An 11,815-nucleotide genomic window follows, 5' to 3' on the forward strand; every position below is an offset into this window, starting at 1 on the left:
ACAAGTTCATCGCCGCCGCAGTGGTCGTCGTGGTGGTCGCCGCCGGGCTGGCGGTGTGGCAACCCTGGGAACCGTGCGACACGGGGATGAGGACGGTCGGAACCTCCCCGAACTGCGTCGGGATCGACGTCGAGAACACCTCGTTCGGCGCCAACGACGCGACACGCGACCTGAGAGCACTGATCGACGAGCACAACGCGAAGGTGGCCGGGCAGGACTCCGTCACCGTGGTGGTGCTGGACAACATGACCCCGAACGCCCGATTCGACAGCATCGACGCGAAGCATGTGCAGCACGGTGTGGCGGGCGCGCTCGCCGCCGCCTCGCGGGCCAACACCGAGCAGGTCGCGAGGGAAACCTCACCGCAGGTGAGGCTGAAGCTGGCAAACTACGGCGCCTCGAACGAGGAGGCGGAGGCCGCCGCGCAAGCGATCATCGACGCGCGCGCGAGCGAGCGCATCGTCGCGGTCGTGGGGTTGGGGCAGAGCCTGGGCCACACCCGGTTGGCGGCGACCCGGTTGTCCGATGCGGGTCTCGCGGTGGTCAGCGGGATGGCGAGCGCCGACGACATGAATCGGCGCTTCCAGGACGACTCGACGCACACCGAGCGGTTCTACCGAATCACTCCGACCAACATCGACGCGGCCAAGGCTGCCGTGGGTCATCTGAAATCCCGCAAGGGAAAGCTCGTGCTCGTCCACGACACGAACTCCGGCGACATCTATTCGCGCACGCTCGCTGAAGCGTTCAGGAGTGCCTACTGGACGGAGTTCGGCGAACGACCCGGTGAGGAGGATTTCAGCTCCCCGACGGATCTGGTCGGCATCTCGCGCGAGAAGTACATGGAGGACATGTTCGCCGACGTCTTCGCCAGGATCTGCGCTGAGCAACCCGACCAGGTCTACTTCGCCGGCCGGGGCAGCGACCTGGCGGTATTCCTGAAAACCATCGCGTCGAACGGCATCTGCGTCAACGATCTCGACCTGGACGTCATCACCAGCGATGACGCCAGCGCCCTCATGCACCGGCCGCTGCCCGACTTCTCGCCGAAGCAGGTCAGGGTCTTCTACACCAGCGTCGCGACTCAGGGCCAGTGGGACCACGCCGACCCGCCTCAGCCTGACAGCCAGGCCCAGTACCGCAAGTTCGAGGAGGCGTTCAACGAGTTGGGTTTGACGGACAACGATCCCCTGACCGATGGTTACGCGATGTCTGTGCACGACGCGCTGCTGGTCGCCATCGCCGCCGCCCGCGGGTTCGAGGCTCCGGCGGAGAACTACAAGCAGGTGTCGAACTGGATCAGGAAGTTCGATTGCAAGGGGCCGTTTTCCGGCGCCACTGGCAAGATCGCCTACCAGGACGATGCTGGGAGCCAGGGCAACCCGGTGGGCAAGGCGATGCCGATCATGCGTATGGAGCCGAACGGACATCCGGTTCAGGAGAGCCTGGTCTGGACTCGCCACGGGGCGTCCGACCCGCAATCGTGCGGGTAGTCGGCGTATGGAGGGCTCATGGACGACGTTTTCCGGCGGTTGGACGACATCCGCGACGACCTGGCAGCGCTGTACGAGGACCTGCACGCGCATCCTGAGCTGTCGTTCCAGGAGCACCGGACGGCTGCCGAGGTCGTGCGGCGGTTGGAGGCGCTGGGGCTGGAGGTCACCTCCGGCGTCGGCCGAACCGGTGTGGTGGGGGTGCTGCGCAACGGGACCGGGCCGACGGTGCTGCTGCGCGCGGACTTCGACGCGCTGCCGGTGCTGGAGCAGACCGGGCTGGACTACGCCAGCACGCAGCGGGCCACGGCCGCAGACGGCTCGGACGTCCCGGTGATGCACGCGTGCGGTCACGACATGCACGTCACCAGCCTGCTGGGCGCGATGGACCTGCTGATCACGGCGCGTTCTCGCTGGTCGGGGACGGTGGTGGCGGTGTTCCAGCCAGCCGAGGAGATCGGAGCCGGGGCACGGGCGATGCTCGACGACGGGTTCTTGGAGCGCTTCCCACGACCGGACGTCTGCCTCGGGCAGCACGTCTTCCCGTTCCAGAGCGGCTTCGTGGGCATGATGAGCGGGCCTAGCATGTCGGCCGCCGACAGCGTGAAGATCACCATGTTCGGTCGCGGCGGGCACGGGTCGCAGCCGCAGAACGCGATCGATCCGGTGGTGATGGCCTCGGCGACGGTGATGCGGTTGCAGACGGTCGTCTCGCGCGAGGTCGCCGGTGATGACACCGCTGTGGTCACCGTCGGTTCGATCCGCGCGGGTACGAAGGAGAACATCATCCCCGACCAGGCGGAACTGCTGGTCAACATCCGGTCCTTCGACGAACGCGTCCGCGAGCGGGTCCTGGCGGCCGTCCGCCGCATCGTCCGGGCGGAGGCGATCGCCTCCGGTGCCGAGCGAGAGCCGGAGTTCGAACAGCTGACCCGGTTCCCGCTGCTGGTCAACGACCTCGACGCGACTTCCCGGACGACCGGTGCCCTGCGCGCCGCGCTGGGCGACCACGCGGTGCTCGACCTGCCGCCCGCGATGGCCAGCGAGGACGTGGGCCTGTTCGGCGCGGCGGCGGGAGCCCCCACCTGCTACTGGTTCTTCGGTGGCACGGAGCCCGGCCGATTCCAGCGGGCCCTGGCCGAGGACCGGGTGGCTCAGGAGATCCCGGCCAACCACTCACCGGGTTTCGCCCCGGCAATCGAACCGACCCTCACCACCGGCGTCAAAGCCCTCACCGCGGCCGCCCTGGAATGGCTCGCCTGAGCCAAGGAGCCCGAGGGCTCGGTGACGCCGGTGGGCCGGTCAGTTCGGGCTGGAACTGCCGCGGGCGAGCGCTCCTTGTTCGAGAGCGACCCAGAGCGTTCCGTCGGCAGTGAGCGTGAGTCCGTGGGGCTCGGAGGACGGATCGGGGAGCGCGTGGGTCTCGACGTGCCCATCGGGGGTGACGTGACCGAGGCGGCCCGTGGCCCACTCGGTGAACCAGCAGGTCCCGTCGGGTGCCGAGGTGATCGCGTGCGGTCGGGAGGCGCGGTCGGGGAGCGGGAACTCGGCGATCTCGCCGTCCGGCCGGATGCGGCCGACCTGACCCGCGCCGATCTCGACGAACCACAACGCGTCGTCGGTGGCGGTGAGCCCGACCGGTGCCGCGTTCTCGGTGGGCAGCGGGAAGACCCGCACCTGGCCTCCGGTGCTGATGCGCCCGACCGCGTTGGCCTGGTTCAGGGTGAACCACAACGCCCCGTCCGGGCCGCTGCTGATCATCGAGGGGAAACCGCCCGCCTCAGGCAGGGCGAACTCGGTGATCTCGCCGTCGACGGTGATCCGGCCGATCCGGTCGGTGCTCATCGCCGTGAACCACAACGCGGAGTCCGGACCGACCGCGAGCCCGCACGGGTTGGCGCCGGGCACGTCGAACCCGGTCACCGAACCGTCGGTGCCGATCCGCCCGATCCGGTCGCCCTGGTGCAGGGTGAACCACAAGGCCTCGTCAGGTCCGGCGACGATCACCGTGGGACGGGAATCCGCCGGACCGGCCGGAAAGCCCCGGTAGCTCCCGTCGGGATCGAGGCGCCCGACTCGGCCGTGGTGCACCTCCGTGCACCAGATCGCACCGTCCGGCCCGGCTGCGACCCCGTACGGCCCGCACCCGGTTCCGCCGACCGGGATCTCCACGAATTCCACCCTCGCAGCCTTCACGACGAACGCGCCTGCGACAACTGGTTTTTCGCTTCCCCCGATCGACCCGCACTAGACGCTCATGCCCCGCCAGATGAGGTCGAGGAGTTCGGCGGTCTCCTCCCGCCAGTTGCGCTTGGGGTTGAGGTAGAAGAGCCCGCCGAGGCCGCGCAGCACCGTTTCCGGGTTCACGTCCGAGCGGATGTTGCCCGCCTCGACGTTGGCGCGCAGCAGCGCGGTGATCGCCTCGACCAGGGTTTCGTGGGCGTTGACCGGGAGTTCGGCGGGGGAGGACGTGGCGGCGACGAGCGCCTTGGCCAGGCCGCGCTTGGTCATCATGTAGTGCGCGAGGTGGTCGGTGACCCAGGTGCGGAGCGCTTCCTCGGGCTCGTGCTGTTCCAGCAGCTCCGGGACGACCTCGCCGAGGTGGTCCAGCTCGCGTTGGTAGACGGCGATGATGAGCGCCTCGGTGGTGGGGAAGTGCCGGTACACCGTGCCCACGCCGACGCCTGCCTGCTTGGCGATGTGGTTGAACGAGACCTGCTCCGAGCACGCCAGCGACCGGGCCGCGGTGGTCAGGATGGCCTCGTGGTTGCGCCGGGTGTCCGCGCGCCGGGGGTTCACAGAGCCCGTCGTCATCGTCCCTCCCCGGTCGGCTACCTGGTCCCGACCCGGAATGTAGTGCACCGCTCGCCGAACCTGGGCAGTCTTGAGGGTGAGAACACTCGCGCCCGTTGCGAAGCGGATAATAATCCGGTAGCTTCGATTCCAGCTGAAGTGGATGTGTATCCGGTTCAGCCTTCGAGTCTAGCTCCCACCACCACGAGCATTCCGCCCAACGCCACGGCGGAAGGGCGGGGAAGAGATTCTGTGGACCTCTCACTGGAAATCAACGGTAGGACGGAAGAGCTCAGCGTCGATCCCGGCGTGACCCTGCTCGACGCGCTGCGCGAGGAGCTCGGCGTCACCGGCCCCAAGAAGGGCTGCGATCGAGGTCAGTGCGGCGCTTGCACCGTGCACGTCGGCGGCCGTCCCGTCCTGTCCTGCCTCACGCTGGCGGCCACCGTGCAAGATTCGGTGACGACCGTCGAAGGGCTCGCCGACGGCGAGTCGCTGCACCCGGTGCAGCGGGCCTTCCTCGACCAGGACGCGCTGCAGTGCGGTTTCTGCACGTCCGGCCAGGTCATGTCGGCCGTGGCCGCGGTCGAGCAGGACGTCGACGACGTCCGCGAGTTCATGTCCGGCAACATCTGCCGCTGCTCGGCCTACCCGAACATCGTGGCGGCAGTAGAACAGGCGAGGCAGGCGGGCTGATGCGCTCCTTCGAACTGACCGCACCCACCACGATCGACGAGGCGCTCGGCGACACCGGCACGTTCCTGGCCGGTGGCACCACGCTCGTCGACCTGATGAAGCTCGACGTGCTCACCCCGCAGCGGGTGCAGAACATCAACGGCCTGCCGCTGCGCGGGATCGACACCTCCGACGGGCTGCGCATCGGCGCGCTGGAGCGGATGAGCGACGTGGCCGCCAATCCCGGTGTGTACCCGGTGATCTCACGCGCGCTGCTGCAGAGCGCGTCGCAGCAGCTGCGCAACATGGCCAGCATCGGCGGGAACCTGGTGCAGCGCACGCGTTGCGGCTACTTCCGCGACGTCGACACGCCCTGCAACCGTCGTGACCCGGGCAGCGGGTGCCCGGCGATCGGGGGAACCAACCGGATGCACGCGATCCTGGGCACCAGTGACGCGTGCGCGGCTACCCACGCCAGCGACCTGGCGGTCGCGCTGGTCGCGCTCGACGCCGAGGTCCGGCTGATCAGCACCGACGGCGAGCGCATGGTCAAGCTCGCCGACTTCTACATGCAGCCGGGCCAGACGCCCGAGGCCGAGCACGACCTGCGCGAGGGCGAGCTGATCGGCGAGGTCGTCGTGCCGAAGCTGGACTGGGCGACCAACTCCACCTACGTCAAGGTCCGCGACCGGCAGTCCTACGAGTTCGCGCTGACCTCGGCCGCCGTGGCGCTCGACGTCCGCGACGGGGTGATCGCCGACGCCCGCGTCGCCGCGGGCGGTGTGGCGACGGTGCCGTGGAAGCTCGGCGTCGTCGAGGACGTGCTGCGTGGCAAGCCCGCCAACCAGGAGACCTTCGAAGCCGCCGCCGCGCTCGCCGCCGAAGGGGCGAAGCCGTTGTCCGGCAACGCGTTCAAGGTGCCCCTGCTGAAGCGGACGATCGTCCGCGCCCTGCTCGAAACCACCGAAGGGATGCAGCTGTGACCAGTCGGCTGGACGGCCCGCTGAAAGTCACCGGTCAGGCCAAGTACGGGGCCGACAACAACTTCCCCGGCATGGTCCACGGCTACCTCGTGCTCAGCACGATCGCCCACGGCGAGGTCGAGAGCATGGACGTCACCGCGGCCAAGAGCGCGCCCGGTGTGCTCGGCGTCTACACGCCGTTCGACAAGCTGGAACTCGCCACGCCGAGCTCGATGCTGGGCAAGACCTGGGTTCCGCTGCAGAACTGCGGGGTCGCCTACTACGGCCAGCCGATCGGCCTCGTCATCGCCGAGACCTTCGAGCAGGCCCGCGACGCCGCGGCACTGGTGGAGGTCGGCTACCAGGCCAAACCGGCCAAGACCTCGTTCGAGGAGGGGCTGGCCGACGCCGAGGCGGCGCCCGACCGCGAAGACTTGGAGATCCTCGACGCCGACGCCGGTTTCGAGTCCATCGCGGACGCCTTCGCCAGCAGTCCGGTGGTCGTCGACCACACCTACTCGACCGCGACCCAGAACCACGCCGCGATGGAGCCGCACTCGGCGGTCGCGCTGTGGGAGGGCGGCGAGCTCACGCTCCACACGCCGAACCAGGGTTCGCACATGGTCGCCGCGGACGTGGCCACCGCGCTCGGCGTCGACGTCTCGCAAGTCCACGTCGTGAACCCCCACGTGGGCGGTGCTTTCGGCGGCAAGGGCAAGACCTCCACGCCGGCGTTCCTCGCGGCGGCGGCGAGCCGCGCGCTCGGACGGCCGGTCAAGGCCACGCTCACCCGCGAGCAGGTGTTCACGGTGACCGCTGGCCGCGCTGCCACCCGGCAGGAGGTCGCTCTGGGCGCCGACCGCGAGGGTCGCCTGATCGCGGTTCAGCACGACTCGTGGTGCACCACCGACTCGGACCGCTCGTTCGTCGAGCCGACCTCGCACGGAACCTCGCTGGAGTGGTACGCGACGCCGAACCTCGCGGTGTCGCAGCGGATCGTGCCGCTCAACGTCCCGCCGACGACGTTCATGCGCGCTCCCGGTGAGGCACCGGGTTCGTTCGCACTGGAGAGCGCGATCGACGAGCTGGCGGTCGAGCTGGACATCGACCCGATCGAGCTGCGCAAGCGCAACAACTCGACGGCCCCGCCCGGCAAGGACCTGCAGTGGTCCAGCAAGCACCTCGACGAGTGCTTCGACATCGGCGCTCAGCGCTTCGGCTGGGCCAACCGCAGCCCGCGGGGCCGCACGGAGGGCGACTGGCAGGTCGGCATGGGCGTGGCCGTGGCGATGTTCCCGGCGCTGCGGTTCCCGGCCACGGTCGGCATCGAGCTGCGGGCCGACGGAACCGCCGTGGTCTCCACGAGCGGTGCGGACCCGGGGACCGGTCTGCTGACCGTGATGTCGACGATCGGTGCGGAGTCCCTGGACCTACCCGAGGAGCGGATCACGCCGCAGCTGGGCGACTCGGCGCTGCCGCCGGGCGGCCTGTCGGGTGGTTCCACGGCCACGGCCAGCGTGGGCACCGCGATCCAGCTCGCGGGCACCGCGGCGGTCGACGAGCTCACCGCGCTGGCTTCCGGGCCGGGTGCGCCGTTCGAGGGCGAGGAGGTCACCTACGCCCACGGCGAGCTGCTCGCCGACGGCCGGTCGATGGCCTTCGGCGACCTGCTGCGGGCGCTGGGCCGCGACTCGGTGTCGGTGAGCGGTTCCTCGGCGCCCGGCGAGGAGCTGACCAAGCACTCCTTCAGCTCGTTCGGCGCGCAGTTCGTCGAGGTCAAGGTGCACAAGTGGACGCGCGAGACCCGGGTGTCCCGGATGCTCGGCGTGTTCGACTGCGGCCGGATCATCAACGACAAGCTGGCCACCAGCCAGCTCCAGGGCGGCATGATCTGGGGCGTTTCGGCGGCGCTGCACGAGGCCATGGAGGTCGAGGGCGACGGTCGGCTGGCCAACGGCGATTTCGCGAGCTACCTGCTGCCGGTCAACGCCGACATCCCCGAGGTGGACGTGGAGTTCGTGAAGTACCCGGACACCCTCCACAACTCGGTGGGCGCCAAGGGGCTCGGCGAGATCGGCACGGTCGGCATGGCCGCCGCGGTCGCCAACGCGGTCCACAACGCCACCGGTATCCGGGTCCGCCACATCCCGATCACGATCGAGGACCTGCTGGTGGGCTGAGGTCTTCGCCGGGCGGCCCCGTGGGAGGCCGCCCGGCGTTGCTCAGCGCGGGGTGTGCGAACCGGGCACGGTCCGGTTGATGACGCTGATGCGGTTCCAGGCGTTGATGGCCGCGATGAGCATCACCAGCGCGGTCAGGGTCGACTCGTCGAACTCCTCGCGCGCCTCCTCGAAGACCTCGTCGGGCACGCCGTGCGGGTTGTCGGCCAGGCGGGTGCCGGACTCGGCCAGGTCCAGCGCCGCGCGCTCGGCACTGGTGAAGTGCGGCGATTCGCGCCAGGCCGAGACGCCGAAGAGCCGCGCGTCGGTCTCGCCCCCTTGCCTCGCGTGCTTGCTGTGCATGTCGACGCAGAAGGCGCAGCCGTTGATCTGGCTGACGCGCAGCTTGACCAGGTGCTGGAGGTTCTTCGGCACTCCGCTGCCTGCGAGGAACACCTCCAGCGAGCTCATCGCCGCGTAGCCGTCGCCCGCCTTGGCGGGCAGGTCGTCGATCCGTCCCCGCATCGTCATCTCCTCAACCCGGACATTTGATGTCCAGGATTAGTTGGTGCCAAAACCCCCGTTGGGGAGGGGTTCGATCAGGTGCGGGTGTCGCCGAACCAGCGGCGGACCCGCTCGGCCGCGGCCGGGGAGTGGTCGTCCACGGTGGCCGCGATGTCGGCGATGGACTGCGCCGCCAGCTCCCGGCGCCAGGCGAGCTCGGCCTTGCGCATGGAGGTGTGGATGGCGCACGGGGTTTCGCTGCGGGAATCGGTGCCAGAGCCGCCGCGGTGGCGGATCTCGGTGCACCGGAACGCTTCGTCGGGACCTTCGATCGCGGCGACCACGTCCATCAGCGTGATCTTCTCCGGCGGCCGGGCGAGCCGGAAACCGCCGCGCGGTCCGGACGTCGAGGTCACGATCCCGGCGCGGGCGAGGGCCTGGAGCTGCTTGTTCAGGTATGCGGCGGGTAGTTCGTAGAACGCGGCGAGCTTCGCCGTGGGCACGGCCCGTTCCTCGCCCAGCCATGCGAGGTTGAGGCAGCTGTGCACCGCCCACTCCACGCCTTCGTTCATCCGCACAACCCGGATGTTAGATGTCCAGGATTGAATCTGGCAACCGGGATGGTCTGGTCCACTCGGGTCTGAACGCGTTCTTGCACGTTCCGGCGGGCGATCGAGCGGCGTAGCTTCGGCCTGACATTTTCATACGTATTCCGATTGGGGAGCGGATATGGCGGTGTCCAGGCGATCGTTCATGATCTCCACCGGAGCGCTGGTCGCGGGAGCGACCGTGCTGCCGATCTCCGAGTTGCGTGCCCCGATGGCCCGCGCGGACGCCTCGTGGCTGGCCGACGCCGTGCTCTACCAAATCTACCCGCAGACCTACGCCGACACCGACGGCACCGGAGTCGGTGACCTGCAGGGCATCATCGACCACCTGGACCACCTCCAGTGGCTCGGCATCACCGCGGTGTGGATGAACCCGGTCTTCCCGTCGCCGCTGACCGATGCCGGCTACGACGTCTCCGACTACGTGGGCGTGCACGAGCGCTACGGCACGCAGGACGACGTGGCACGGCTGGCGGTGGAAGCGCGCAAGCGCGGCATCCGGATCCTGTTCGACCTGGTCGCCGGGCACACCTCGGACCAGCACCCGTGGTTCCTCGACTCGCTGCAGGACTTCTTCGATGACCGCTTCATCTGGGCGAGCCCTGATCAGTTCCCCGACGGCAACCTGCCGGAGAACTTCGTCGCCTCTCCCGGTCCGCGAGAAGGCGCGTTCCTGAAGAACTTTTACGACACCCAGCCGGCCATCAACTACGGCTACGCGAGGATGGACCCGGACGAGCCGTGGCGTCAGCCGGTCGATGCCGAAGGTCCCAAGCGCAACCGCGAAGCGATGCGCGAGGTGATGGACCACTGGCTGGAGCTGGGTGTTTCGGGCTTCCGCTGCGACATGGCGGCGAGCCTGATCAAGGACGATCCGGACCTCGTCGAAACCGGGAAGCTCTGGGGTGAGATGGCGGCCTGGCTGGACGAGAGCCACCCCGACGCGGTGCTGATCTCCGAGTGGGGTGATCCGAAGGTCGCGGTTCCGGCCGGGTTCGACGGCGACTTCTTCTTCCAGACCGGCGAGGCTTGGCGCTCGTTGTGGCAGGACAACCCCTACTTCGGCGCCGACGGGACCGGCACGGCCAAGACCTTCATCGACGCCTGGCGCGATGCCGAAGAGGCGATCGGCAGGCCCGGCGGAGTGCTGCTGCCCTCGGCCAACCACGACACCGCGCTGCGGTTGAACAACGGCGTCCGCACGCCCGAGGAGATCCCGGCGGCGTTCGCGTTCTGGCTGACCTGGCCGATCGTCCCGCTGATCTACTACGGCGAGGAGATCGGGATGCGGGTGGTCGACGACCTGCCCGACGTCGAGGGCAGCAACGGTCGGCAGAACAACCGCACGCCGATGCAGTGGAACGACGGCTCCAACGCCGGGTTCTCCATCGCGCCGGCCGGAAACCTCTACCTCCCGCTGGATCCCGACCCGAACCGGCCGAACGTCGAGTCCCAGCACAACGATCCGGGATCGCTGCTGAACCTCGTGCAGCGCCTCATCGCGCTGCGCCAGGCCAACCCCGAGCTCGGAACCGCCTCCGACGTGCGGGTCTTCCACGACGGTTACCCGCTCACCTACCTGCGCGGTGACCGGTTCCTGGTGACGGTCAACCCCAGCCGGGACGCGGTGGCGCTCGCCGTCCCCGACGAACGGCTGGCGAACGCCACCGCCGTCGAGGACAGCGGCGTCACGATCAACGGCCAGGACATCACGGTCCCGGCCTTCGGCTACGCCGTTCTCGACCTCCGCTGAGCGCCGCGCAGGTCAGCCGATCCCGGGTGCTGAGACCGAGTTCCGGCAAAGAACCGTGCCGGTCGGCGTCTTTTGCTGATCGCTCGGGTGGAGTACATTCAGCGCCGCTTGTGTATACGTATTCAGGATGGAGCTGGGTGCATTGGTGTCGAGGCGGTCGTTCATGATCGGTACGGGTGCGGTGCTCGCGGGGGCCGCTGTGCTGCCGATCTCGCGGGTGAGTCCCGCTGCGGCGTCGGGTCAGCCCTCGTGGCTCGCCGACGCCGTGCTCTACCAGGTGTATCCGCAGAGCTTCGCCGACACCAACGGCGACGGGATCGGTGACCTGCGCGGCATCACCGAACACCTCGACCACCTGGCGTGGTTGGGGGTCACCGCGATCTGGGTCAACCCGGTGTTCCCGTCGCCGTTCACCGACGCCGGCTACGACATCACCGACTACGTCGGCGTGCACCCGCGCTACGGGACCGAGGAGCACGTGGCCGAGCTGGTCACCGCGGCGCGGGCGCGCGGCATCCGGGTGCTGTTCGACCTGGTCGCCGGGCACACCTCCGACCAGCACCCGTGGTTCCTGCAGTCCTTGCAGGACAACACCGACAGCCGCTACGTGTGGGCGACGCCGGACCAGCTGCCGCAGGACGGCAGCCTGCCGGAGGACTTCGTCGCCTCTCCCGGTCCGCGAGAAGGCGCGTTCCTGAAGAACTACTACGAGACGCAGCCGGCCATCAACTACGGCTACGCGAGGATGGACCCGGACGAGCCGTGGCGTCAGCCGGTCGATGCCGAAGGTCCCAAGCGCAACCGCGAAGCGATGCGCGAGGTGATGGACCACTGGCTGGAGCTGGGTGTTTCGGGCTTCCGCTGCGAC

The 11,815-nt window shown here is 69.0% G+C and carries 11 protein-coding genes; 7 read left to right on the forward strand and 4 right to left on the reverse strand.

The features are described 5' to 3' along the window. The first annotated feature begins 20 nt into the window (after nt 1-20). Nucleotides 21-1,493 (forward strand): ABC transporter substrate-binding protein, encoded by a 1,473-nt coding sequence (locus tag E1161_RS20110; RefSeq protein WP_165939882.1) that lies wholly within the window; start codon nt 21-23, stop codon nt 1,491-1,493. Between the two features lie 18 nt (nt 1,494-1,511). Further along, on the forward strand, nt 1,512-2,756 hold the full coding sequence (locus tag E1161_RS20115) for an amidohydrolase (protein WP_132625582.1): 1,245 nt from the start codon (nt 1,512-1,514) through the stop codon (nt 2,754-2,756). Between the two features lie 39 nt (nt 2,757-2,795). Here the strand turns inward: E1161_RS20115 and E1161_RS20120 are convergent, their stop codons facing one another. Both E1161_RS20120 and E1161_RS20125 read right to left on the reverse strand, forming a co-directional pair. Further along, nucleotides 2,796-3,674, reverse strand: coding sequence for a Vgb family protein (locus tag E1161_RS20120; RefSeq protein ID WP_132625584.1), 879 nt, complete (start codon nt 3,672-3,674; stop codon nt 2,796-2,798). A gap of 66 nt (nt 3,675-3,740) precedes the next feature. Then, entirely contained in the window at nt 3,741-4,307 is a 567-nt protein-coding gene (locus E1161_RS20125; protein ID WP_132625586.1) for a TetR/AcrR family transcriptional regulator, read from the reverse strand. A 231-nt stretch (nt 4,308-4,538) separates the two neighbouring features. Between E1161_RS20125 and E1161_RS20130 the strand changes: the two genes are divergently transcribed. From E1161_RS20130 to E1161_RS20140, 3 genes are read left to right on the forward strand one after another with little or no spacing between them, the layout of a single operon-like run. Then, the gene (locus E1161_RS20130) at nt 4,539-4,982 is read left to right on the forward strand and encodes a (2Fe-2S)-binding protein (protein ID WP_132625588.1); all 444 of its coding nucleotides are present in this window, start codon (nt 4,539-4,541) and stop codon (nt 4,980-4,982) included. Next, complete coding sequence (locus tag E1161_RS20135; RefSeq protein ID WP_132625590.1) at nt 4,982-5,944, forward strand: FAD binding domain-containing protein; 963 nt, start codon at nt 4,982-4,984, stop codon at nt 5,942-5,944. Before E1161_RS20130 ends, E1161_RS20135 begins: the two co-directional genes overlap by 1 nt. Continuing rightward, nucleotides 5,941-8,103, forward strand: coding sequence for a xanthine dehydrogenase family protein molybdopterin-binding subunit (locus tag E1161_RS20140; protein ID WP_132625592.1), 2,163 nt, complete (start codon nt 5,941-5,943; stop codon nt 8,101-8,103). Before E1161_RS20135 ends, E1161_RS20140 begins: the two co-directional genes overlap by 4 nt. A 42-nt stretch (nt 8,104-8,145) precedes the next feature. Here E1161_RS20140 and E1161_RS20145 read toward each other — a convergent pair whose 3' ends face one another. Together E1161_RS20145 and E1161_RS20150 are read right to left on the reverse strand one after the other, a co-directional pair. Then, nucleotides 8,146-8,607, reverse strand: coding sequence for a carboxymuconolactone decarboxylase family protein (locus tag E1161_RS20145; protein WP_132625594.1), 462 nt, complete (start codon nt 8,605-8,607; stop codon nt 8,146-8,148). 74 nt (nt 8,608-8,681) lie between these two features. After that, nucleotides 8,682-9,164: an RrF2 family transcriptional regulator gene (locus E1161_RS20150; RefSeq protein ID WP_132625596.1), complete on the reverse strand. Its 483-nt coding sequence runs from the start codon at nt 9,162-9,164 to the stop codon at nt 8,682-8,684. Nucleotides 9,165-9,321: 157 nt separating this feature from the next. On the opposite strand from E1161_RS20150, the gene E1161_RS20155 reads away from it, so the two are divergent. Further along, nucleotides 9,322-10,947: an alpha-amylase family glycosyl hydrolase gene (locus E1161_RS20155; protein WP_207920311.1), complete on the forward strand. Its 1,626-nt coding sequence runs from the start codon at nt 9,322-9,324 to the stop codon at nt 10,945-10,947. A 163-nt stretch (nt 10,948-11,110) separates the two neighbouring features. Beyond that, nucleotides 11,111-11,815 (forward strand): alpha-amylase family glycosyl hydrolase (locus E1161_RS20160; protein WP_268951412.1); only part of this gene is annotated, 705 nt, incomplete at its 3' end.

The sequence above is a fragment of the Saccharopolyspora aridisoli genome (assembly GCF_004348445.1).
Classification (GTDB): domain Bacteria; phylum Actinomycetota; class Actinomycetes; order Mycobacteriales; family Pseudonocardiaceae; genus Saccharopolyspora; species Saccharopolyspora aridisoli.

Excerpts from the sequence above, each read along its gene's own strand:
- E1161_RS20115 (WP_132625582.1), top strand. The coding sequence starts at position 1,512 with ATGGACGACGTTTTCCGGCGGTTGGACGACATCCGCGACGACCTGGCA.
- E1161_RS20125 (WP_132625586.1), bottom strand. The coding sequence starts at position 4,307 with ATGACGACGGGCTCTGTGAACCCCCGGCGCGCGGACACCCGGCGCAAC.
- E1161_RS20135 (WP_132625590.1), top strand. The coding sequence starts at position 4,982 with ATGCGCTCCTTCGAACTGACCGCACCCACCACGATCGACGAGGCGCTC.
- E1161_RS20145 (WP_132625594.1), bottom strand. The coding sequence starts at position 8,607 with ATGCGGGGACGGATCGACGACCTGCCCGCCAAGGCGGGCGACGGCTAC.